The following is a 23,837-nucleotide window of genomic DNA, read 5'->3' on the forward strand; positions in this document are numbered from 1 at the left end:
TAGCCAGGCCCGCGGTTTTCATGGAATCGCGGGCCTTTTCACGCCAGCGATTGCTCGGAGGCGGGTACCACCCGCCTTGTGCACCACCCGTCAGTTGCCCTGCATTCTTTGGCGCGTGTCCTCGTCCACCGCCTGGCGTAGCGCGGCAAAGAGCGGCGTAGCATCGGTGTATTGGCGACCATAGGAGAGGTTGAAGCCGTAATCGAAATCCGCAGGGTTCTGCCCCTGGTTGTGCTGCAGGATGGTCTCCAGCTTGTCCAGCGCCTTGACCGCCCGGGCCTCGGGGCTGGCGGCATCTTCGTACTCCTGCCACAGGGCCAGCAAGGCATTCTGCTGCGCGGGCTCCAGCGTTTGGCTCAGTTGAAGCAGATCGTTTTTTTCCTGCGCGCTCTTGTCGGGATGTGCACCTTTGTCGATGGCGGGAATATCGCCGTGAATGGCTTCGCCCAGGTCGTGAATGATGCACATCTTGAGCAGTTTGTACATGTCGAGCGGGCCCAGTTCCTGCTCGAATGTCATGGCCATCAGGCACAGCCGCCAGCTGTGTTCGGCGGTGCTTTCCGGTCTGCCGGTGGAAGTATGCGCGCTTCTGAGCACGCTCTTGAGACGCTCGGCTTCGCGCAGGAATTGCAGCTGGCCCAGGAGGTTCTTGCTTGTCATGGATTCTTTGGGATGAACTTGTTTCAAGACCAAGCCTATCGGATCTGCCTGTACCCATGTGGCGTGGGGATTTCGTGTGTTTTGCCAACCGCTGCAAATCACAACGCGCGAGCGTAGGAACACATGCGCGACAGCACTTGCGCAGAGCCGCCTCTAGCATGGCATGCGTTTAGCCCGACAGATCACAGACAAGGAGAGCCGCATGGCCGCAGGAAACTGGACACGCCGATGGGTAATGGCAGCTGCATGCGCGGCTGCCTTTGCAGCGCAGGCCGCATACCCGGACAAGCCGATCAAGATCATCGTGCCCGGAGTGGCGGGGGGCAGCCCCGATGTGCTCACGCGCCTGATCGGCAACGAGCTGTCCAAAAAACTGGGCCAGCCTGTGGTGATTGACAACAAGGGCGGCGCGGGCGGCAATATCGGCATCCAGGCCCTGGTCAGCGCTGCGCCCGACGGCTACACGCTGGCCTATGGCAACAATGCCACGCTGACGACCAACGAGTTTCTTTTCAGCCGCCTGCCCTACAACCCGCAAACCCTGGTAATGGTGGGCGGCATTGCCACCACCAGCAGCTTCTTGCTGGTCAACAACAACGTGCCTGCCAGAACGGTGGCCGAGCTTGTTGCCTACGGCAAGAAGGCAGACAAGCCCTTGCAGTATGGATCGGGGGGCATCGGCACCACCAGCCATCTGGGAGCGGAGCTGTTCAAGACGAAGATGGGCCTGCAATCGGCGGAACACATCCCCTACAAGGGCTCGCCACAGGCCATGGGAGATCTGATGGCCGGCAGCCTGCAGTTCTATTTTGAGAACATCGTAACCGCTGCCCCGCAGGTACAGGCTGGCAAGGTACGCGCGCTGGCGGTGACCAGCACGGAGCGCTCGCCTCAGTTCCCCGATCTGCCGACGATGCAGGAAGCCGGGGTGCCCGGCTTCGTGATGAACGCCTGGGGCGGGTTGGTGGCACCGCCGGGTACACCACGCGATGTGGTGATGGCGCTGAACACCGCACTGAATGATGTGCTCAAAACTCCCGAGATCGTCGCGCAGCTCGACCGGATGGCTTTCAAGCCCCTGGGCGGGCCCCCGGAAGCCTTCAAGACCCTGGCCGATTCGGAGCGCGCGCAATGGGGCGCCGTGGTCAAGGCCAGTGGTGCCAAGGTGGATTGATAATTTTTGATTGAAAATGGCCGTCAGCGCTTTCCCAGAATGCGCTGACAGCTTCTGTTTTTATAGTGTTTTCATCGTATTGAACCCCGGGGCTGCACCATGGCAGAACAACATTTTGAGATTTTGATTCGCGGTGGCGAAGTGATTGACGGCAGCAAGCGCCCGCGCTTCAAAGCCGATGTGGGCATTCGCGCGGGCCAGATTGCGGCCATCGGCGATCTGCAGGCTGCCACGGCTGATCAGGTCATCAATGCGGCAGGCAAGATCGTCGCGCCCGGCTTCATCGATTCGCATACGCACGACGACCAGGCGCTGCTGCTGCAGCCCCAGATGGAGTTCAAGGTGTCGCAAGGCGTGACGGCGGTGGTGACAGGCAACTGCGGTATCAGCGTGGCGCCACTGTTGCCGGAATCGCCTTTGCCTGCGCCGCTCAATCTGCTGAGCGACGCGAAGACCCGGTTTTCCACCTTCAAGGAGTACCTGGCCGCACTCACAGCAGCGCCACCTGCCGTCAATGTGATCCCCATGGTGGGTCACACCAACCTGCGCGTGCTGGCGATGAGCGATTTGAACCGCGCAGCCAGTCAGGACGAGATTGCGCATATGCAGGCGCTGCTGCGCGAGGCGCTGGCGGCGGGCGCTGTAGGACTCTCCACGGGTACTTACTACCCGCCGGCTGCAGCTGCCACCACTGAAGAGGTGAGTGAGGTAGCCAAGCCCCTGGCTGAATTCGATGCGCTGTACGTGACCCATATGCGCGACGAAGGTGTGCACTGCCAGCAGTCCATCGACGAGACCCTGCAGATTGGCAGAGGTGCGCAGGCCGCCGTTGTCATCTCGCACCACAAGCTGGCGGGCCAGGCCAACTGGGGCAATTCGGCCAAGACCCTGCCGCAGATCGAGTCGGCGATGCATTGCCAGTGCGTATCGCTCGACTGCTACCCCTACCATGCCAGCTCCACCATGCTGCACCTGCAGGAAGAGCGCCTGCCCGGCAAGATACTGATCGCCACCAGCGAGCCGCACCCGGAACTGCAAGGCAAGGAGCTGGGCGAGATTGCCGAAGACTGGGGTGTCTCTCGCGCCGAAGCATCGGCCCGCCTGCAACCGGCCAGCGCCATCTACTTCAGCATGGACGAGCGCGATGTGCAGCGCATCCTCCGTTTCGAGCCCACCATGATCGGCTCGGACGGCATTCCGTCGAACGAGCGCCCGCATCCGCGCCTGTGGGGCACGTTCCCGCGCGTGCTGGGCCACTACAGTCGCGATGTAGGCCTGTTTCCGCTGGAGACAGCCGTGTGGAAGATGACGGGCCTGACCGCTCAGGTCTTTGGTGTTGAGCGCCGTGGAGTGCTGGCAGAAGGCAACTTTGCCGATGTGACCATATTCGATCCGCACACGGTGCGCGACACCGCCACCTTTGACAACCCGATGCAGGCCGCCGCAGGCATTGACTGTGTGATCGTGAATGGCGCTGTCGCCTACGAAGCGGGTACCTACCTGGGAACGCGCACAGGCACGGTGCTCAAGCGCACGGCACCGACGAAGAAGAGTCCCGGGATGGCCGCGTAAATATATTTTTGGTGAAACTGACTGTTTACATACATCTGGTGGCGTTAGATGCTAATTAATTGATGGCAAATTGGCCTGCGACACAGATAGACGACACCTTGTATGCTTTTTTCAGGGATGCACTTTAAAGAGCTGAACGCGATAGGTACTTGATGCATCCAGGTTCTGGGTTTGTTTCTCTTTGCCTTCAAATACCAAGCTATCGGTGGCTACATCCCAGTGCATAGGCTGCAGGTTGTAGGGGTTGCGAAGTTCTTGGGGGGATTTTTCGAGCCAAGTGGGAATATTCGCGGGAGATTGTTGTTCCTTCAGCGCTTGGTATTGAAGCTGAACCAGTCGGCGGTAGCCCTCGATGTCAGAGACTCGGTGCATATATCTGAGATAGATTGAGTAAGAATCAGAAATACCGACAAGGCATCTGCCTACCGCATTGCGCATGTCAAACCAAGAGCTGCCACAGGGGCCACCTACCGAATCCAGCTGCACTTGGAATTGGCTATAGGCGGAGTCTTGCTCATGCGCAGGACGTAGGCTGATACTTCTTACGTGGTCGAGGTCTCGAATGCTTGTGTTGAGGGTCTCACCATGTAAAAAGCCGATATTGATCAAATGGTTCGCCATGCGCTCCCAAAGATCTGGCGAGCCCATCTGTTTTTCCAAGATCAGCGCGTTGTAGTTGACGTCTTTGATGGATGCATATACGCCCGCCATGAATTGCTTTTCACCTGCGAACGCTGAATCCAAGCTAGGAGGAGGGGTCTGAAGCAGGGCGTTGACGGTTGAAGATACCGCCCCTGAGGTATCGGGCGTGGTACGAGCGATTGCATTGCTCAGCCAGCGCAACTCCTGATACTGCAAGGCCAATGCAATCATGCTGGTGATCAGGCTATTGGAGCTTGCCGCCAGTTTTATGCGCAATACGGAGGCCTGCGTGACATGCGCGACTGCATCTGCCTGCTTTCCATTCTGCCATTCCAAGGAGGCCATGGCGAGCCACAATTCGTGGCTACTCCTCAGTAGTGAATAGGGGGGAAGGTCGGAATAAAGATAGTGAGGCCATGGGTTGCTGAATTGCTTGGCATTTGCAGCAGCATCCAGTCGCAAAATCAGCGCCTGATTAGCGCGAAAGGTTGATTCAATGGTTGTTTTGTACTGCTGGTACCATGCAAAACAATCAGCTTCGCCTTGTGGGCAGCGCAGTTGGGTCGGCACGATATTGAGCCCACTCTTTGCTCTTTCGATGAGCGGGGGCATGCCTTGTGTAGTGGTCGGATGCGCTTGCACCCAGGCATGGCGCTCAATCTCGCGCGTTAGGCGTTTGCGCCCGAGTTCCGCTGCGGTCGTTACAGCATTTTTGTCGGCGGCATCCCATGGCGCATCCAAGCCTGCGATGATGAGTAATCCATTGTCTTGCCATTGCGCTTGAGTCGGTGGCGTGTATTGCATGGCCTGCTTGGCTTCTTCGCTCAACGGATCATCGTTCCAGTTGGCAATCACCACCCATGCATATAGGCTGAAGGCCAGCAGCACGAGAAAAACCAGCAAATAGCCTAATACTTTGAGGCAGTAGCGCAGAATTTTCATGGATTAGTGGCTTGGACCAGAAACAGGGGTTTTGCCCAATCTACCATGCAGAATCAAAACGCATCTTTATCGCTAAATCTGCAAAGATCGCTCGTCTGTTGAGCGCTACACAGTCTCTCGATTGACAGCAACGTCACTCAGCAAGCAGGCATGAAAAAACCCGGCCACCAAAAGGTGCCGGGTTTTCTTTATCGGGCCCTGGCGCAGAACGCCGAGACCCGATGGTGTGCTATGACAGCGGTGGCAATTACATGCCCATGCCGCCCATGCCACCCATGCCGCCCATGTCGGGCATGGCAGGAGCGGATTCAGCCTTGGGGGCTTCTGCGATCATGCACTCGGTGGTCAACAGCAGCGATGCCACGGAAGCAGCATTCTGCAGGGCGGTACGGGTCACCTTCGTTGGGTCCAGGATGCCCATTTCCAGCATGTCGCCGTAGGTGTCGTTGGCCGCGTTGAAGCCGAAGTTGCCGTTGCCCTTGAGCACGGCATCCACCACCACCGATGGCTCGCCACCGGCGTTGGACACGATTTCGCGCAGAGGCGCTTCGATGGCCTTGAGCACCAGCTTGATGCCAGCGTCTTGCTCGGCATTGCCGGTAGCCAGGCTGCCCACGGCTTGCTTGGCGCGCAGCAGGGCAACGCCACCGCCGGCCACAATGCCTTCTTCCACGGCAGCACGGGTTGCGTGCAGTGCGTCTTCCACGCGGGCCTTCTTTTCCTTCATTTCGACTTCGGTGGCAGCGCCAACCTTGATCACGGCAACACCGCCAGCCAGCTTGGCCACGCGCTCTTGCAGTTTTTCACGGTCGTAGTCGCTGGTCGCTTCTTCGATCTGGGCACGGATTTGCTTGACGCGGGCTTCGATTTCAGCAGCTTGGCCAGCACCGTCGATGATGGTGGTGTTTTCCTTGCCGATTTCGACGCGTTGGGCTTGGCCCAGGTCTTCCAGGGTCACCTTTTCCAGCGACAGGCCCACTTCTTCAGCGATGACCTTGCCGCCAGTCAGGATGGCGATGTCTTCCAGCATGGCCTTGCGGCGGTCGCCGAAGCCAGGAGCCTTCACAGCCACAACCTTCAGGATGCCGCGGATGGTGTTGACCACCAGGGTTGCCAGGGCTTCGCCTTCGACGTCTTCTGCAATGATCAGCAGAGGACGACCGGCCTTGGCCACGGCTTCCAGCGTAGGCAGCAGGTCACGGATGTTGCTGATCTTCTTGTCGAACAGCAGCACGAAGGGGTTGTCCAGGATCGCGGCTTGCTTTTCGGGGTTGTTGATGAAGTAGGGCGACAGGTAGCCGCGGTCGAACTGCATGCCTTCAACGACGTCGAGTTCGTTGTCCAGCGACTTGCCTTCTTCAACGGTGATCACGCCTTCCTTGCCGACCTTGTCCATCGCGTCAGCAATGATCTTGCCCACGGATTCGTCGGAGTTGGCGGAGATCGAGCCGACCTGGGCGATTTCCTTGGAGGTGGTGGTGGCCTTGGATTGCTTCTTCAGCTCTTCCACCAGGGCGGCGACAGCCTTGTCGATGCCGCGCTTGAGGTCCATGGGGTTCAGGCCGGCGGCCACGTACTTGGAGCCTTCGCGCACGATGGCCTGGGCCAGCACGGTAGCGGTCGTGGTGCCGTCACCAGCGATGTCGTTGGTCTTGGAGGCCACTTCCTTCACGAGCTGGGCGCCCATGTTCTGCAGCTTGTCCTTGAGTTCGATTTCCTTGGCCACGGACACGCCGTCCTTGGTCACGGTGGGGGCGCCGAACGAACGCTCGAGCACCACGTTGCGGCCCTTGGGGCCCAGGGTCACTTTGACGGCGTTAGCCAGAATGTTCACGCCTTCAACCATGCGTGCACGTGCTTCACCGCCGAATACTACGTCTTTTGCTGCCATTTTTGGCTCCTCAATACTTGAAAACTTTGAAATAAAAATGGGTTGTAGGGGAAGAAAGCGTCGCGAGCAGGCGGTAGGCGAGGCGCACGGAGCACAGCAACCGGAACGTACTCAGGTACGTGAGGATTGCGAGCACTGCGCAACGACGCCTGGCGCCTGCGCAGTAGCTTTATTTCTCTACAACAGCGAACAAGTCTTCTTCCTTCATTACCAGCAACTCGTTGCCGTCGACCTTCACGGTCTGGCCAGAGTACTTGCCGAACAGCACGCGGTCTCCGACCTTCACGCCCATGGCGATGGCTTCGCCCTTGTCGTTCTTCTTGCCTGGGCCGACAGCCAGCACTTCGCCCTGGTCAGGCTTTTCCGCTGCGTTGTCAGGAATGTAGATGCCCGAAGCCGTCTTGGTTTCGTTTTCCAGGCGCTTAACGATCACGCGATCGTGCAGAGGACGCAGGTTCATAACAACTCCTTCAATATCAAATACCGGGTTTTGATGGAAAAAGGCCCAGCGCAAAGGGCCAAGCCTTGAGTGCAAAGCGGTCAGGAATGGTGAACCAGAGCCGCTAACACAACCCTGCAAATCGTAGATTTACGGTTGAGACGAGGCGCGAGGCCGCAGGCAGTACAGGCGTACGACCAGGCCGAGCAACGACGTATCAAGGGTTGTGTTAGCGGCTTTTAGCACTCCACCCCTTCGAGTGCTAATAATAAGGGTGTTTGATGACAGTTCAAGAGCGGGGGGTTAAAAAATCGGCATTGACCGCTCATGGTCTTGCAGGGTTTCAGGCGAAAGTGAGAACAAGCGCTTGCAGTACAGGCGCATATTGCTATTAAAACAGGAGCGAATTGAAGCCTTCGTATCTCTTGAAGGAAGCCATCAGCCCGCCAGATCGACCTTCAGGGTGGCGGCAATCATCTGCACGAGCAGGGTTTCAGCCACCAGGTAATCGGCGGGTTCGAGCTGGCTTTGGCCCAGCAGCAGGGCAAACTGGGTGCGCTGGTCCACATAGCCCTGGGTCAGCGCCCAGATGGTGAACATCAGGTGCGTGAAGTCGACCCGCGCTATTAGACCTTGCGTGGCCCAGTACTCAAACACGGCCACGTTGGCCGCCAGCAGCGGTGCGATGCGTTCGCGCACGGCAGCGCCCGCAAAAGGGGCGCCTGCAATCATTTCCTTGGTGAACAGCTGGCTGGCAAAGGGGCGGTTGCGCGAAAACGCAAACTTGGCGCGGATGTATTCGCGGATCTGCTGGCGTGGATCACCGTCTCTGGAGAGGTCTGTCATGTGGACAAGCCAGTCGTCCAGCAGCGATTCGAGGACCGCCTGGTACAGCACCTCCTTGCTGGGGTAGTAGTACAGCAGGTTGTGGCGGCTGAAGCCCGAGGCCGCGCCAATGGCCTCGAGCGAGGCGCCCTCGAAACCATCGCGTGCAAACACTTCTTCGGCGCAGGAGAGGATGTGGTTCTGCTTGCGCAGGCGTGCCGCCGACGGGCCACGCAGCAGGCTGTAGCCCGAAGATGAATCCGCAGAGGTGGTGGAGGACGGTGACGCGCTGGACATGGCAACTCACAAGCTCGGATGGCGCCACAAGTTGGGACGGGCGCCTACATGCCTATTGTGCGGCCAGATGCCATGCCCATTGCGTACTTTGATGCACAACAAAATGAACCCAGCCTTTCAGGTGTATGAAGGGGCGGCGGTCAACACGCTGTGCGGAAGCAGTCCGTGACCAATTGTTCAATGCTAGTGTTTTTACCAGTGCGTAAAACTTTAATAAGGCTTTTAATGGATTTCAACAGCGTTGCGACAACAGCAGCGCAGAAAGACAAAACACCCACGATGAGGGCCTGATGAACCCTCCCCGGTTGGTGCAGCTTTGGAGGCGGACGGATTGCGCAGCATTCCGGTCTGCTTGGTGAGTTGTGGATGCGATGGCGCTGGGAAGGCGGCAGAGTCACGACGCCGCTCGAACTGGTGCTGATAACCCGGTCGAGGAGGATGAGTCATGGACGGATCCAAGGGATGCGGTGTGCGCGCAGGACGGCTTGGCGCGGATCAATACGCCGACAATTTTTCCGATGCACACCCGCCGCTGACGTGGGCGCAGGCATCGATCGAAGCCGAGCGCTGCTATTACTGCTACGATGCGCCCTGTGCCACGGCCTGTCCCACCAGCATCGATGTGCCCAGCTTCATTGCCCGCATCGCGCAGGACAATATCCGGGGCGCAGCCAAAACCATTCTCGAATCGAATCCGCTGGGCGGCATGTGCGCCCGGGTGTGTCCCACCGAGGTGCTGTGCGAGCAGGCCTGCGTGCGCAACACCAATGAGGACAAGCCGGTGGAAATCGGCGCGCTGCAGCGCTACGCAACCGACCGGTTCATGGCTGCAGGAGGTGCGCCACTGTTCAAGCGGGCCGACCCCACGGGCAAGAAGGTGGCCGTGGTGGGGGCGGGCCCTGCAGGGCTGGCATGCGCCCATTTGCTGGCCTTGCAAGGCCACGATGTGAGCCTGCTGGACGCCAAGCCCAAGCTCGGCGGCTTGAATGAGTATGGTCTTGCCAGCTACAAGACGACCGATGATTTTGCGCAGAAGGAAATTGACTGGCTGCTGTCGGTGGGCGGCATTGCTCCGCGCAACAACCAGCGGTTGGGCCGCGACTTTACCCTGGACAGCCTGCTGGCCAGCCATGACGCCGTGTTTCTGGGCCTGGGCCTTGCCGGTGTCAATGATCTGGGCATTGCCGAGCCAGCGGCCCAGGGCTTGCGCAACGCGGTCGATTTCATTGCCGATATCCGCCAGGCCTCCGACAAATCCACGGTGCCGGTGGGCCGTCGGGTAGTGGTGATCGGCGGCGGCATGACGGCGGTGGACGCCGCCGTCCAGGCCCGCCTGCTGGGCGCAGAAGAAGTTACCATCGTCTACCGGCGAGGACAGGACGCCATGTCGGCGTCGGCTGTGGAGCAGCAATGGGCGCAGACCCATGGCGTGACGATCCGTCTGTGGGCAGCGCCGCAAGAGGTGCTGGTGGAAAACGGCTCAGTTACCGGCATCCGTCTGGCAAGCACGCAGCAGGTGGATGGCAAGCTGCAGAACACTGGGGAGACTACGGTGCTTGCCGCCGACATGGTGCTCAAGGCCATCGGGCAGAGCTATATCGCGGAGCCTGCGGGCTCGCGTGTCGCCCTCAAGGGGGGACGGATTGAGACGGACGATGACGGCCAGACCAGCGTGGAGCGGGTGTGGGCTGGCGGTGACTGCCGGTGGGGCGGCCGCGATCTGACGGTGGAGGCTGTGGAGCATGGCAAACGCGCCGCTGCAGCCATGCACCGCATGCTGATGCGCGAAGTCGGCATCAGCGCATGACAGCGCGCAATACGCACCGTTTCCACTGAATCAAGGAGTCGTCATGGCCGATATTCGCAGCAATTTCCTGGGTATCCGCAGCCCCAATCCCTTCTGGCTGGCCTCTGCGCCTCCCACCGACAAGGAAATCAACGTCACCCGCGCCTACGAAGCAGGCTGGGGCGGTGTGGTCTGGAAGACGCTGGGTGAAGACCCGCATGTGGTCAACGTCAACGGGCCGCGTTATTCCACGCTCCTGTCGCAGGACCGGCGCGTGGTGGGCCTCAACAACATCGAACTGATCACCGACCGGCCGTTGAAGGTCAATCTGGAAGAGATGACCCGGGTGAAGCGGGCCTGGCCGGACCGCGCGCTGATTGCATCTTTGATGGTGCCCTGCGTGGAAGAGAGCTGGAAGCGCATCCTGCCGATGGTTGAAGACACCGGCGCCGATGGTATCGAGCTGAATTTTGGCTGCCCGCACGGCATGAGTGAGCGCGGCATGGGCGCCGCCGTTGGCCAGGTACCTGAGTACATCCAGATGGTGACCGAATGGTGTAAGCACTACAGCCGCCTGCCGGTGATCGTGAAGCTCACGCCCAACATCACGGATGTGCGCTTTCCGGCGCGGGCGGCCAAGGCGGGCGGGGCCGATGCGGTGTCGCTGATCAACACCATCAATTCGGTGATGGGCGTGAACCTGGATACGCTGGTGATGCACCCCAGCACCGACGGACAGGGTTCGCACGGCGGCTACTGCGGCCCAGCCGTCAAGCCGATTGCCCAGAACATGGTGGCCGAGATCGCCCGCGATCCGCAGACTGCGGGTCTGCCCATCTCGGGGATTGGCGGCATCACCACCTGGAAGGACGCGGCCGAATACATTGCGCTGGGTTGCGGCACGGTGCAGGTGTGCACCGCCGCCATGGTGTATGGCTTCAAGATCGTGCAGGACATGTGCGATGGCCTGTCGAACTACATGGACTCGCATGGTTTCAAGACCATCGATGACTTCTGTGGCCGTGCGGTGCCCACCGTCAAGGACTGGAAGGACCTGAACCTCAACCACATCGACAAGGCGGTGATCAACCAGGATAGCTGCATCCAGTGCGGGCGCTGCCATGTGGTGTGCGAAGACACCTCGCACCAGGCCATCTTCTATAACAAGGGCGAGGCGGGTGAACGCCGCTTTGAGGTGAACGAAGCCGAATGCGTGGGCTGCAACCTGTGCGTCTCGATCTGCCCGGTGCCCGACACGATCTCGATGCGCAGCCTTCAGCCCGGCGAGGTGGACCTGCGCACCGGCAAAGCCGTGACGGGCGAGTACGCCAACTGGACGACGCACCCCAACAACCCCGCTCGGGTGACGGCGCAGGTCGCGCCATAAATGGCTGGCGCGCTTTTTGCTTTGTCAGAAGTGCCTACAGGATGGAGCGCAAGATTTTGGATTTGGATGATTAGAACGTATTGAAAACACCTCTCAAGGAGTGAGCAATGTCCCATGACGCGCAAGCAGGAGATGCCGCTGGCAGTGCAGCCGGTGGTCTCTGGAACCACGACCTCGCACCTACGCAAGCATCGCAGCGAACGTGGACGTGGTACCACTTCACGGCGTTGTGGATAGGCATGGTGATGTGCATTCCAGCCTACACGCTGGCAGCCAGCCTGGTGGAGGGCGGCATGTCGGCCATGCAGGCGGTCATGACCGTCTTCATCGCGAACGTGATCGTGCTCGTACCGATGCTGCTCATCGGGCATGCGGGCGCCAAATATGGCATTCCCTATGCGGTGCTGGCACGCGCTTCGTTTGGCACGCGGGGTGCAAAGCTCCCGGCGGTTCTGCGCGCATTGGTGGCTTGCGGCTGGTACGGTATCCAGACCTGGTTCGGCGGCCTGATGATCTATACGTTGCTGGGTGTGATCATTGGCCATCCGCTGGAGAGCGAGAAGATTGCGGGCCTGGGCATCAACATCGCGCAGCTCATCTGCTTCCTGGTCTTCTGGGCCATTCAGTTCTATTTTGTGGTGCATGGTATCGAGTCCATTCGCAAGCTCGAAACCTATACGGCACCGGCCAAGATCGTGATCTGCTTTGTGCTGCTGTGGTGGGTGTATGAAAAGGCCGGCGGATTTGGTCCGATTCTGGACAAGCCGTCCGCATTTGCCCCGGGCGAAGCCAAGGCGGGCCAGTTCTGGGGTACTTTCTGGCCGTCGCTCACGGCCATGATCGGTTTTTGGGCCACACTGGCGCTGAACATTCCTGATTTCACCCGTTTTGCCCGGTCACAGCGTGACCAGGTGGTGGGCCAGGCCATCGGTCTGCCCGTGCCCATGGGGTTGCTGGCGGCACTGGCGGTGATCGTCACCTCGGCCACCGTCGTCATCTACGGCAAGGCCCTATGGGATCCAGTGGATGTGGCTGCGCGCATGACCGGAGCTGCGGTGCTCATTGCGCTCATCGTGCTGCTGGTGGATACGGTGAGCGTCAACCTGGCTGCCAACCTGGTGGGGCCGGCCTACGACTTCTCTGCGCTCGACCCCAAGCGCATCAGCTACCGTACAGGCGGCTACATCACGGTGGCGATTGCCATCCTGATGATGCCCTGGAAGATTCTGGAGTCGACCCAGGGCTACATCTTCACCTGGCTGATTGGATATTCCGCACTGCTGGGGCCCATTGCCGGGATCTTGATGGTGGATTACTTCCTCATCCGCCGCACACAGCTCGATGTGTCTGAGCTCTACCGCGAAGGCGGCAAGTACAGCTATTCGGGCGGCTGGAACTGGGTGGCCATTGCCGCATTCGCCTGCGGTGTGGCGCCCAATATTCCGGGCTTTCTGAATGCGGCGTTTCCCGCCAGCTTCCCGAACGTGGGGACCATCTTCAAGGATCTGTATGCGTATGCGTGGTTCATTGGCCTCTTCATTGCAGGCGTGGTGTACCGCATCGGCATGGCAAGCCATGTTGTGGCTTCGCAGGCCGCATTGCGGCGAGCGTGAGTGGGGCCTGCGCGATTTTTGTGACGTGAATGCAAAGGAGAGACATGATGAGCACAGCCAGCCGCCCCCTTCTGATTCGTGGTGGCACCGTAGTGAACGCAGACCGCGAAGAGCGTGCCGATGTGCTGCTGGCCGACGGCAAGATCGTTGCAGTGGGCGAGGGGGCTGCGGCGCAGGCACCTTCGGGCACCGAAATACTCGACGCCAGCGGCCAGTATGTGATGCCCGGCGGCATCGATCCGCACACGCACATGCAGCTGCCCTTCATGGGCACGGTCACCGCCGACGATTTCTTCACCGGCACGGCAGCAGGCCTTGCCGGCGGCACCACGAGCATCATCGACTTTGTGATTCCCGATCCGCAGGAGCCGCTGATGGATGCCTACCGCAAGTGGCGCGGCTGGGCGGAAAAGGCGGCATCCGATTATTCCTTCCATGTGGCCGTGACCTGGTGGAGCGATCAGGTGCGCGAGGACATGGGGGTGCTGGTGCGCGATGAGGGCATCAACAGCTTCAAGCACTTCATGGCCTACAAGAACGCCATCATGTGCGACGACGAAACGCTGGTCAACAGCTTCCGGCGTGCGCTGGAGCTGGGCGCCATGCCTACTGTGCACGCCGAGAACGGCGAACTGGTCTATCTGCTGCAGCAGGAGGTAGCGCGCATGGGCATCACCGGCCCTGAAGGCCATCCGCTGTCGCGCCCGCCGATGGTCGAGGCCGAGGCAGCCAACCGCGCCATTGCGATTGCCGACGTGCTGGGCGTTCCCATCTACGTGGTGCATGTGAGTTGCATCGAGGCGGCAGATGCCATTGCCCGTGCCCGTGCACGTGGCCAGCGCGTCTATGGCGAAGTGCTGGCGGGCCATCTGACGATTGACGACAGCGTGTACCGCCATCCAGACTATGCCACTGCCGCCGCCTATGTGATGAGCCCGCCGTTCCGCCCCAAGGAGCACCAGGAAGCGCTGTGGCGCGGCCTGCAGGCCGGGCACCTGCACACGACGGCAACGGACCACTGCACTTTCTGCGCTGCGCAAAAGGCAGCTGGCAAAGATAACTTTGCCAAGACGCCCAACGGCACCGGCGGCGTTGAAGAGCGCATGGCCGTGGTGTGGGATGCCGGTGTGAATACAGGGCGCCTCACGCCCAGCGAGTTCGTCGCCATTACCTCGGCCAACACGGCCAAACTGTTCAACGTCTATCCGCGCAAGGGCTTCATCGGCGCAGGTGCAGATGCAGATGTGGTGCTGTGGGATCCGAAGGCCACCAAGACGCTGTCGGTGAAAACCCAGCACTCCAAGGGCGACTTCAACATCTTTGAGGGCCGACAGGTGACCGGCCTGCCCAGCCACACCATCAGCCGCGGCAAGATCGTGTATGCCAACGGCGATCTGCGGGCCGAGAAGAATGCAGGCCAGTATTTCAAGCGGCCGGCGTTTGGCCCCAACTTCCAGGCGGTGCAAAAGCGCGCGCAGGAGATGGCGCCCACTGCCGTTGCTCGCGCGCAATGAAACAAGGAGATCGAACATGGACACGAAAGTGAAGACCGATACCAGCCAGTTGCGCGTCAACGGAGAGCGGCTCTGGAATTCGCTGATGGAACTGGCCCAGATTGGTGCTACTGCCAAGGGAGGCGTGTGCCGTCTGGCGCTGACCGACCTCGACCGCCAGGGACGCGACCTGGTGACGCGCTGGGCGCAGGATGCAGGCATGACCGTTACCATCGACAAGATCGGCAATGGTTTCATGCGCCGCCCCGGCCGCAACAACAGCCTGCCACCCATCATGACGGGCAGCCACATCGACACCCAGCCCACGGGCGGCAAGTTCGACGGCAACTACGGCGTGCTCGCAGGCATCGAGGTGGTGCGTACGCTCAACGACCACGGCATAGAGACGGAAGCGCCGATCGAGGTGGCATTCTGGACGAATGAAGAAGGCTCCCGCTTTGTGCCGGTGATGATGGGTTCGGGCGTTTTTGCCAAGGCATTCACGCTGGAGCATGCCTATGCCGCGAAGGACACCGAAGGCAAGAGCGTGAAGGACGAGCTTGCGCGCATCGGTTACATCGGCCCGCAGGAGCCGGGCGACCATCCCATTGGCTACTACTTCGAAACCCACATCGAGCAGGGCCCGGTGCTGGAAGACCACGACAAGACCATTGGCGTGGTGACCGGCGTGCTGGGCATTCGCTGGTACGACTGCACCGTCACCGGCATGGAGGCGCACGCCGGCCCCACCCCCATGGCGCTGCGCAAGGACGCGCTCCAGGTCGCCACCCAGGTGATGCAGGAGGTGGTGGCCTGCGCGCACCGCCACCCACCGCACGGACGCGGTACGGTGGGCATGGTGCATGTGCACCCCAACAGCCGCAATGTGATTCCGGGCGAGGTGAAATTCAGCATCGACCTGCGCAATGCGACCGATGCCGATTGCGAAGCCATGGACCAGGACATTCGTGCGGTGGCCGATCGTATCAGCCGAGAAACGGGGCTGCCGATCAAGATCGATCTGGTGTCCAGCTATACCGCGCAGCCTTTCAACGCCGAGTGCGTCGATGCCGTGCGGCGCGGTGCGCAGATGCTGGGCTACTCACACATGGATGCCGTCTCCGGCGCGGGCCACGATGCCGTCTACATGGCGCGTCTGGCGCCTGCGGGCATGATCTTCATTCCCTGCAAGGACGGCATATCGCACAACGAGATCGAGGATGCCAAGCCCGAGCACATCACGGCCGGCTGCAATGTGCTGCTGCACGCCATGCTGGAGCGGGCGGGACGCTAAGCCCTTGAGGAACTGCGCGGCGTGTGCAGTTCAGGCCTGCGCCAGATCGTGCAGGGCCTGGCCGGTCATACGGTAGCGAATCCACTCGCTCTGCGGCTTGGCACCCAGACTGTCGTAGAACTGGATCGAGGGCGTGTTCCAGTCGAGCACGCTCCACTCGAAGCGGCCACAGTCCTTTTCGACCGCAATGCGGGCCAGATGCCGCAGGATGGCCTTGCCTGCACCGCTGCCGCGATGGGCCGGGTCTACATACAGGTCTTCCAGGTACAGGCCATTGCGCCCCTGCCAGGTGGAATAGTTGAAGAAGTAAACCGCAAACCCGATGGCGCGGCCATCCTGCTCGCAGATCAGCCCATGTGCCGTCGCGCCTTCGCTGAACATGGTCTTGTGCACATGGGCGGGTGTCGAGAGCACCTCCTGCTCGGCATTTTCATAGACGGCAAGGTCGCGCACAAAACGCAGAATGGTTTCGGTGTCGTGGATGGTGGCAGGGCGGATGTGGAGGGCGGACATGGTCAATCGGTCTTGGTGAAATGGATGTAGTCTTGGATGCTTTGAAGCGCGGCGATAGGGGCTCTGCTTTCAGTACGCAGTGAAACTGGGCACCAGGAGCTTCTGCAGAATCTGGAAATGGTCTTCAAAGAACTCTGCCTCGCGCGCACGGATGGCGTCGATGCTGAGCCAGAAGGCTTCTGCCGCATCGTCATCGGCACGCACGGCGGGCTTGGGGCTCTGCTTCAGGTCAAAGTAATGCACATGGGTGATGGTGCGGCCGCGCTGGCTGCGGTCCGGGTGGTCGAACACGGTGACCGACTGCAGTGCGGCGCGGAGGCTGGGCTCTTCCAGCGCGCAGTGGGTCTCTTCCTGCAGTTCACGCAGGCAGGATTGCCACAGGGTGTCGCGCGGCTCCAGAAAGCCACCGGGTAGCGCCAGCAGGCCTTTGCCTGGGGCATGTCCGCGGCGGATCACCAGCACTTCGTTGCCGCAACGCACCAGGGCATCAACGGTGACGAAGACCGGCGGGTAGGGTGCGGCCAACCATGATTGGCGGTACTTGCGCAGCATCTGCCATTCGGTGCACAGCTCCGCATACGCAGGCGTCTGGTTGAACCGCTGCAGAAACTCCAGCGAGCTGGCGGGCAGCATCTCTTTCAGCGGGCTCAAGTCGCCTGCTGGCCCGGCAGCCGGCGCATCAAAGTAGGCATCGCGGATGGGGGTGGCATCAATGCTGTTCTGGCGTGGCAGGCTCACCAGCTCCCAGCCGGGGAAATGCGCGAGGTAGCTGCTGCTTGCATCCTTGAAGTGGCCCACCAGGCCAATGCGTGCGCCGGGCTGGCTGTGGCTGGTAACGGCCTCGCGCACCGCAGTCACCCAGCGTGGCTCGTCGTAGTAATCACGGATGGGCACAAACTCCACACGTAAGGCATCGGCGGGGCTGAGCGCGCCTGCAAACATTTGCGCGCGCTCCTGCCAGGTGAAGGGGTTCTTGGGGCTGCGCGCCTGGATGGCCGAGCCCAGCACCACTATGACTCGGGACGCACGCGCCAGTGCCTGTTGCAGCAAGGCCAGGTGGCCCAGGTGAGGGGGCTGAAAGCGGCCGATCAGCACGGCGAGGTCATAGGTGTCGGTCGTAGGGCTCATGGTGTCATTGTCGGTGCATTGCGGTTGCAATTTCCAAAGCTGGCACGGCCCCCCATGCGGAAGGCCCGGAGGGAAGAGGCTGGGTAGCGGCCGTGCTCCGGGGTGTCACGGATACCATGCCGCAATCGGCATTTGGCGGCCGGTGCCGAATGCGCGGGGGCGCACGCGCAGTATCGGCGGAGCCTGCCTGCGCTTGTACTCGCTGCGGTGCACCATGCGCTGCACCTTGGCTACCATGGCGCGACCGTTTTCCGTCATCTGCAGGTTGCCGACAAAGACGCAGGCGGCTGTGTACTCCTGGGTGGAGAGGCGCTGGCCCTCGATGAGAATCTTCAAGATCTCGTCGAGGATTTCATATGGCGGCAGGCTGTCCTCGTCTTTCTGGCCCGGGGCCAGTTCTGCAGAGGGTGCCTTGTCGATGATGGCTTGCGGAATGATTTCGCGGCCCGCACTGTCATTGATGTGGCGTGACAGCGCGAAGACCTCGGTCTTGTACAGGTCGCCGATCAGGCCCAGGCCGCCGTTGGTGTCGCCATACAGGGTGCAGTAGCCGACCGAGATTTCCGACTTGTTGCCCGTGGTCAGCAGCAGGTGGCCGAAAGCATTGCTGTATTCCATGAGGATGGTGCCGCGAATGCGTGCCTGCAGGTTTTCCAGTGGCAGGCCTTGCAGCGGTGCTTCAAAACTGCGCTCGAACTGCGCGCTGTAACCGGCCACCAAATCTGCTATTGGGTGGGTTTTGAGCGCAATGCCCAGGTTGCGGCACAGTGCGACGGAATCATCCACCGAGCCGCTGGATGAGTAGCGCGACGGCATGGTGATGCCGACGACATTGTCGGGGCCGAGCGCTTCGGTGGCGAGCGCCAGCGTCAGGGCCGAGTCAATGCCGCCGGAGCTGCCCACCACCACTTGCCGGAAGCCGCAGCGCCGGGCGTAATCGCGCAGCCCCAGGATGATCTGCTGGCGGTAGAACTCCATGGTCGGCAGCCCCTGTATGGCCGGGCGTTGCGTGGCCTGGCCGCTGGAGCTGCGGAACTGGCCATTGTCAAAGCCCAGGGTGCAGGTGGCTTCTGCAAAGCGAGGGGCCTCCCACACAATGCCGTCGCCGGGTTGCACGGCAAACGAGGCGCCATCGAACACGATCTGGTCCTGGCCGCCGATCTGGTTGACGTAGAGAATGGGCAGGCCGTGGCGGGTGGCCGCTTCGCTGAAGATCTGGTGGCGCTGCTCGCGCTTGCCCAGGTGGCTGGGGCTGGCGTTGATGCTGACGACGACGTCGGGTGCAGCATCCGCCATGCGCTCGAAGGGGTTGGTGGCGTAGTCGGCACCGCTGTCGTTCCAGCCGTCTTCGCAGATCAGAAAGCCCACCTGTGCATTGCCGATCCGCAGTACCTTGGCAGCGTCGCGCCCCGGCTCGAAATGGCGGCGCTCATCAAAGATGTTGTAGGTGGGCAGCAATTGCTTGTCGTACTGCAGGCGCACAGTGCCGTCTTGCAGCACCAGCAGGCTGTTGTGCAGCTGCTTGCCGGGGCCCTGGCGGCGGGTGGGCGCGCCCACTACCCAGTACAGGCCGGGCAGCTTGCGGGTCTCTTCCCGCAGGCGGGCAATGCCGGCATCCACGCGGGCGAGAAACTCGGGTTCGTCGAGCAGGTCTCCGGGATAGTAGGCGGTGATCGACAGCTCGGGAAAGACCACCAGTTGCGCGCCATCTGCCTGCGCCTTCTGGGCAGCCTGCACCATCTGATCGATGTTGCCGTCGATGTCGCCCACGGTCAGGTCCAGTTGGGCAAGGGTGATCTTGAGCATGGCCATTTCCTTCCATTTCCTCCCATGTTCCCATCCACCGGTCGTTCTGTTAGCTTCCGGTGGCGGGATGGTCGATTCAATATTTCACGTGGAAGACCTGTTTCAGGTACGCCAGATAGGTTTCGTCGTCGCACAAGGTCTTGCCCGGGCTGTCGCTGAGCTTGGCCACGGGCTGGCCATTGGCGTGGGTGAGCTTCATCACGATGTTCAGCTGCTTGAGCCCCATGTCGTTGGCCAGTTGGGTGCCGATGCCAAAGCCGCATTGGATGCGGTCGGCAAAGTGCTGGTACAGATCGAGCGCGGCGTCCAGCGTCAGGCCATCGGAGAACACCAGGCGCTTGGAGTTGGCATCGATGCGCAGCTTGGCATAGTGCGCCAGTGCCTTTTCACCCCATTCCTTGGGATCGCCTGAGTCGTGGCGCAGGCCATCGAACAGCTTGGCAAAGTACATGTCGAAGTCGGCGAGAAAGGCGTCCATGCCAACGGTGTCGGTCAGTGCGATACCCAGGTCGCCACGGTATTCCTGCACCCAGTCTTCGAGCGCGGCGATCTGGAAGTCGCGCAGGCGCACGCCATGGGCCTGGTAGCTTTGCAGGTATTCGTGGGCCATGGTGCCGATGGGCACCAGGTTCAGGTCGCGTGCCAGCAGCACATTCGAGGTGCCCTTGAACCACTGTGCCGTCTGGCTGGCAAAGGCTTGCACCACCTCGCGCTGCCAGGGGCCAGAGAAACGCCGACGCACGCCGAAATCAAACAACTCGAAGGGATGGCGGTGCCTGGCTTCCTGCGCCAGCTCCTGCAGGCGCACTATTTTTGCTCCCAGGCGTCTGCGTCCTTCGGCGAGGGCAGAGGCCTGGTCAAAGCGGCGAAAATACAGCTCGTTGACGATGGACAGCACAAAAATCTCGAAGCCCATCACATGCACCTGTGGGCCATTGGCGACGATGTGCAGGCTGCTGCCGTCGGCCTTTACCTCGATGAAGTCGCGCTGGAACTGGAAGATGCGCAGAAAATCGATGAAATCGCTTTTCATGAAGCGCAGGCTGGCGAGGTAATCGAGCTCGTCCTTCTTGAACTTGAGCGTGCACAGCGCGTCAATCTCGGATCGCACCTCGTCCAGCAGATCCACCAGCGGAAACTCGGGCGTCGAGCGGCAGACAAAGCGGTAGGTGGATTGGGTTTGCGGATGGCGGTGCAGCATGGCCTGCCACATCGTGAACTTGTACAAATCGGTGTCGAGCAGGCTGGTGATGATGGGCTGCATACCGCGTCTTTCTCTATCAAAATGAGAGCTATTGGCGCTTATCCATCAAGCGCCAAAGGCCAAAAATACCTATAAGCCAAAAGCAGTGCTGGTGGTGCAGCGTACACCGATGGCGCGCATCTGCTGCAAAAAGGTTTCTTGCGCAGACTCAAAACCTGCAACCGGGCTCATGCAATCGGTCAGCAGCACCATGCGCGAGAAGTCGTCTCCCCCCCACAAGGTGCCGATGTTCTGCACGATGTGCTCGGTGGTGGCGCGCACGCAGTGGCTGCTCGCCTCACCGGCAATCACCAGGGTGTCCGCCTGCGCCAGATGCTGCAGCAGGGCGGTGTTCAGGCCGGTCTCCGGGTCTTGCGGATCGGGCACTTCCGCGCGGATGGCGCTGTAGTGTTCGGTGAAGGGATTCATGCCTTTAAACACATGGCGCACAGCGCATTGGCGTGCAGTCTGCCAGTGGCGGCAGGCGTCCAGTACATCGGCATGCACGCCGTGGCCGATGCTGCCGATCTCGCAGTGCAGCGGCCATACCATCAAGGTGTAGCTGCCCTGGGCCTCCAGCGTATCGAGATAGGCCAGTGTGCGATTGCGCTCTGCAGCGTTGCGGGGCGTGAAACTGCCAGCACGCACCTGATCGGCCGTGATGGCGCTGAAGGGCTGTACCGCGCTGCCGTCCCCCTGCTGCCAGAAAGCGGGGTGCGCAATGTCATAGGCCTGGTGGGAATCGAGCGTGATGGTGATGTTGTCCAGCCACTCGCTCTGGTGGCTGATCCACTGCGCAAGGCGTTGCATGTCTGCATGGGCACCTGCCACCGGCAGGCTGGGAGCAAAAGGCATGCTGGCTGCGGCAGTGGTGGGGCACCAGTCCTGAGGCAGATCACAAAAGTCGTTTTGCGGGTCGATGATGAGTAACTGTGTGCGGTGGCGCATGTCCATCTCCTTCGATGTATTGCAGTCTATGCTAGTTAGAATAATTTTGCAACTAACTAAGTGAAGCAAGGCAGGGCATATTCATGAGGAGAATGATGCATGCATATTGATGCCTGGGGGTGGCGGGGGCATACTCTTGCTTCATAAGAAATACTTGGTACAAAAATGAAGCAAAGTGAAACGGCGCATGCCCATGTGCTGACCAGCGTGGATGTCGTGGTGCTCACGCTGGTGGAGGGCGTGCTGAGCGTGGTGCTGGTGCAGCGCGCCCGCGCACCGTTTGCTGGCGTCTGGGCCTTGCCGGGCGGATACATCCATGCGGACGAGGACGCCGATGCCCATGCCAGCGCAGTGCGCGTGCTGCGCACCAAGGCGGGTATCGAGGATGCCTACCTGGAGCAATTGGCCACTTTCACCGGCCCGGCGCGCGATCCGCGTGGCTGGTCGGTGGCGATTGCCTATTGCGCACTGATTCCGCAGGAGAGATTGCCCGCGCAGCGCTCGGATATGAAGATCGTGCCCGTGAATGCGCCCGGCCAGTTGCCGTTTGACCATGGGCTGATCCTGCAGGCGGCGCTGGCACGCGTACGCAGCAAGAGTCAGTATTCATCGTTGCCTGTGCATTTTTTTGGGGAGGCCTTCACGCTGCCGCAACTGCAACAGGTGTATGAGGGCATTCTGGGCGAGCCTTTGAACAAGGTGAGCTTTCGGCGCAAGATGGACGAGTTGGGCATGCTGGAGCCCGTGCCGGGTGAAATGCAGGCCGGAGGCGCCCATCGCCCGGCGCAACTGCATCGGGTGCGGCCGGCCTTTCGGCAACAGCTGGCGCTGAGTGTCCGGGGGCTATAGCGGACCGAGGCGGCTCAATAAAAAATCCGCCAGGATTGCTCCAGGCGGATTGCAGAGAGGCCGGAAAATTTACTTCAAGCCTGCAGCAGCGCGCAGCAGCGCCGCTTTATCGGTCCGCTCCCACGTAAACTCAGGCTCTTCGCGGCCAAAGTGGCCGTAGGCAGCGGTCTTGCTGTAGATCGGGCGCAGCAAGTCCAGCATCTGGATGATGCCTTTGGGGCGCAGGTCAAAGTGCGCAGCCACCAGCTTGGCGATTTCCGCGTCGGGGATCACGCCGGTGCCTTCGGTGTACACGGTGATGTTCATGGGGCGTGCCACGCCAATGGCGTAAGCCACCTGCACCTGGCACTGGCGTGCAAGGCCTGCAGCCACCACGTTCTTTGCCACATAGCGGGCAGCGTAGGCGGCCGAGCGATCCACCTTCGTTGGATCCTTGCCCGAGAAGGCGCCGCCGCCGTGGGGGCAGGCACCGCCGTAGGTGTCCACGATGATCTTGCGGCCGGTCAAGCCACAGTCGCCCTGAGGGCCACCAACGACGAAGCGGCCGGTCGGGTTGATCAGGTACTTGGTGTCCTGCAGCCATTCCTTGGGCAGCACGGGCTTGATGATCTCTTCGATGATGGCTTCGGTGAAGCTGGCCTTCATCTTGGTGGCAGTCTCCGACTGGTCAGGGCTGTGCTGGGTCGACAGCACCACCGTGTCAATGCTGTGGGGCTTGCCGTCCACATAGCGCATCGTCACCTGGCTCTTTGCATCGGGGCGCAGGAAAGGCAGGCGGCCGTCCTTGCGCAACTGGGCCTGGCGTTCCACAAGGCGGTGCGCGTAGTAAATGGGCGCGGGCATCAGCTCGGGCGTCTCGTCGCAGGCGTAGCCAAACATCAGGCCCTGGTCACCAGCACCGGTATTGAGCTCGTCATCGCTCGCCTTGTCCACACCTTGGGCGATATCCTGGCTTTGCTTGTCATAGGCCACGAGCACGGCGCAGCCCTTGTAGTCAATGCCGTAATCGGTGTTGTCGTAGCCGATGCGCTTGATGGTGTCACGCGCCACCTGGATGTAATCCACGTTGGCGCCGGTCGTGATTTCGCCTGCCAATACCACCAGACCGGTGTTGGTCAGTGTCTCGGCCGCCACGCGGCTGTGCGGGTCTTGGGTGAAAATAGCGTCCAGAATCGCGTCGGAGATCTGGTCAGCCACTTTGTCGGGATGGCCTTCAGAGACCGATTCCGAAGTGAAGAGAAAATCGCTGTTTGCCATAAATAAAAAACTCCTTCAGTACTTGGGCAATTGCGTTGCCCGAGTCCTTCAGGAGCTTGGCGAACGCTTTAGCAGTTT

General features: G+C 60.9%; 19 protein-coding genes. 8 read left to right on the plus strand and 11 right to left on the minus strand.

The window, feature by feature from the left end; all coding sequences use genetic code 11:
• Positions 1 to 90: 90 nt before the first annotated feature.
• A complete protein-coding gene (locus ACH2DG_RS02160; protein ID WP_395024065.1) occupies positions 91 to 660 on the minus strand; it encodes an HD domain-containing protein in 570 nt (189 codons plus the stop codon).
• A 202-nt stretch (positions 661 to 862) separates the two neighbouring features.
• On the opposite strand from ACH2DG_RS02160, the gene ACH2DG_RS02165 reads away from it, so the two are divergent.
• Positions 863 to 1,834, plus strand: coding sequence for a Bug family tripartite tricarboxylate transporter substrate binding protein (locus tag ACH2DG_RS02165; RefSeq protein ID WP_395024066.1), 972 nt, complete (start codon positions 863 to 865; stop codon positions 1,832 to 1,834).
• A gap of 99 nt (positions 1,835 to 1,933) precedes the next feature.
• The gene (locus ACH2DG_RS02170; RefSeq protein ID WP_395024067.1) at positions 1,934 to 3,406 is read left to right on the plus strand and encodes an amidohydrolase family protein; all 1,473 of its coding nucleotides are present in this window, start codon (positions 1,934 to 1,936) and stop codon (positions 3,404 to 3,406) included.
• A 111-nt stretch (positions 3,407 to 3,517) separates the two neighbouring features.
• Here the strand turns inward: ACH2DG_RS02170 and ACH2DG_RS02175 are convergent, their stop codons facing one another.
• The 4 genes from ACH2DG_RS02175 to ACH2DG_RS02190 all read right to left on the minus strand — a co-directional run bounded on the left by ACH2DG_RS02175 (position 3,518) and on the right by ACH2DG_RS02190 (position 8,442).
• The gene (locus ACH2DG_RS02175) at positions 3,518 to 4,990 is read right to left on the minus strand and encodes a hypothetical protein (RefSeq protein ID WP_395024068.1); all 1,473 of its coding nucleotides are present in this window, start codon (positions 4,988 to 4,990) and stop codon (positions 3,518 to 3,520) included.
• Positions 4,991 to 5,237: 247 nt separating this feature from the next.
• Complete coding sequence (gene groL / locus ACH2DG_RS02180) at positions 5,238 to 6,881, minus strand: chaperonin GroEL (RefSeq protein ID WP_395024069.1); 1,644 nt, start codon at positions 6,879 to 6,881, stop codon at positions 5,238 to 5,240.
• A 169-nt stretch (positions 6,882 to 7,050) separates the two neighbouring features.
• Complete coding sequence (gene groES / locus ACH2DG_RS02185; protein WP_184706909.1) at positions 7,051 to 7,341, minus strand: co-chaperone GroES; 291 nt, start codon at positions 7,339 to 7,341, stop codon at positions 7,051 to 7,053.
• A gap of 417 nt (positions 7,342 to 7,758) precedes the next feature.
• A complete protein-coding gene (locus ACH2DG_RS02190) occupies positions 7,759 to 8,442 on the minus strand; it encodes a TetR family transcriptional regulator C-terminal domain-containing protein (RefSeq protein WP_395024070.1) in 684 nt (227 codons plus the stop codon).
• A gap of 445 nt (positions 8,443 to 8,887) precedes the next feature.
• Between ACH2DG_RS02190 and ACH2DG_RS02195 the strand changes: the two genes are divergently transcribed.
• The 5 genes from ACH2DG_RS02195 (at position 8,888) to ACH2DG_RS02215 (ending at position 16,015) form a co-directional block, all read left to right on the plus strand.
• Positions 8,888 to 10,249, plus strand: coding sequence for an NAD(P)-dependent oxidoreductase (locus ACH2DG_RS02195; protein WP_395024071.1), 1,362 nt, complete (start codon positions 8,888 to 8,890; stop codon positions 10,247 to 10,249).
• Between the two features lie 43 nt (positions 10,250 to 10,292).
• On the plus strand, positions 10,293 to 11,615 hold the full coding sequence (gene preA / locus ACH2DG_RS02200) for an NAD-dependent dihydropyrimidine dehydrogenase subunit PreA (protein WP_395024072.1): 1,323 nt from the start codon (positions 10,293 to 10,295) through the stop codon (positions 11,613 to 11,615).
• A gap of 107 nt (positions 11,616 to 11,722) precedes the next feature.
• Positions 11,723 to 13,228, plus strand: a complete 1,506-nt coding sequence (locus ACH2DG_RS02205; RefSeq protein ID WP_395024073.1) for an NCS1 family nucleobase:cation symporter-1 — start codon at positions 11,723 to 11,725, stop codon at positions 13,226 to 13,228.
• A 47-nt stretch (positions 13,229 to 13,275) separates the two neighbouring features.
• Entirely contained in the window at positions 13,276 to 14,742 is a 1,467-nt protein-coding gene (gene hydA, locus ACH2DG_RS02210) for a dihydropyrimidinase (RefSeq protein ID WP_395024074.1), read from the plus strand.
• Between the two features lie 16 nt (positions 14,743 to 14,758).
• The gene (locus ACH2DG_RS02215; protein WP_395024075.1) at positions 14,759 to 16,015 is read left to right on the plus strand and encodes a Zn-dependent hydrolase; all 1,257 of its coding nucleotides are present in this window, start codon (positions 14,759 to 14,761) and stop codon (positions 16,013 to 16,015) included.
• Positions 16,016 to 16,045: 30 nt separating this feature from the next.
• Here the strand turns inward: ACH2DG_RS02215 and ACH2DG_RS02220 are convergent, their stop codons facing one another.
• The 5 genes from ACH2DG_RS02220 to ACH2DG_RS02240 all read right to left on the minus strand — a co-directional run bounded on the left by ACH2DG_RS02220 (position 16,046) and on the right by ACH2DG_RS02240 (position 21,653).
• A complete protein-coding gene (locus ACH2DG_RS02220) occupies positions 16,046 to 16,528 on the minus strand; it encodes a GNAT family N-acetyltransferase (RefSeq protein WP_395024076.1) in 483 nt (160 codons plus the stop codon).
• Between the two features lie 69 nt (positions 16,529 to 16,597).
• Entirely contained in the window at positions 16,598 to 17,656 is a 1,059-nt protein-coding gene (locus ACH2DG_RS02225) for a bifunctional nicotinamide-nucleotide adenylyltransferase/Nudix hydroxylase (protein ID WP_395024077.1), read from the minus strand.
• A gap of 105 nt (positions 17,657 to 17,761) precedes the next feature.
• Positions 17,762 to 19,462, minus strand: a complete 1,701-nt coding sequence (locus ACH2DG_RS02230; protein ID WP_395024078.1) for an NAD+ synthase — start codon at positions 19,460 to 19,462, stop codon at positions 17,762 to 17,764.
• 76 nt (positions 19,463 to 19,538) lie between these two features.
• On the minus strand, positions 19,539 to 20,726 hold the full coding sequence (pncB, locus tag ACH2DG_RS02235; protein WP_395024079.1) for a nicotinate phosphoribosyltransferase: 1,188 nt from the start codon (positions 20,724 to 20,726) through the stop codon (positions 19,539 to 19,541).
• Positions 20,727 to 20,795: 69 nt separating this feature from the next.
• Positions 20,796 to 21,653: a cysteine hydrolase gene (locus ACH2DG_RS02240; protein WP_395024080.1), complete on the minus strand. Its 858-nt coding sequence runs from the start codon at positions 21,651 to 21,653 to the stop codon at positions 20,796 to 20,798.
• 165 nt (positions 21,654 to 21,818) lie between these two features.
• Here ACH2DG_RS02240 and ACH2DG_RS02245 point away from each other — a divergent pair, with 165 nt between their 5' ends.
• Positions 21,819 to 22,502, plus strand: coding sequence for an NUDIX domain-containing protein (locus ACH2DG_RS02245; RefSeq protein ID WP_395024081.1), 684 nt, complete (start codon positions 21,819 to 21,821; stop codon positions 22,500 to 22,502).
• A gap of 69 nt (positions 22,503 to 22,571) precedes the next feature.
• Here ACH2DG_RS02245 and metK read toward each other — a convergent pair whose 3' ends face one another.
• Positions 22,572 to 23,759: a methionine adenosyltransferase gene (gene metK, locus ACH2DG_RS02250; RefSeq protein ID WP_395024082.1), complete on the minus strand. Its 1,188-nt coding sequence runs from the start codon at positions 23,757 to 23,759 to the stop codon at positions 22,572 to 22,574.
• Between the last annotated feature and the right edge of the window lie 78 nt (positions 23,760 to 23,837).

This window comes from Comamonas odontotermitis (genome assembly GCF_040396735.1).
In the GTDB taxonomy this organism is placed as follows: Bacteria; Pseudomonadota; Gammaproteobacteria; order Burkholderiales; family Burkholderiaceae_C; genus Comamonas; species Comamonas odontotermitis_C.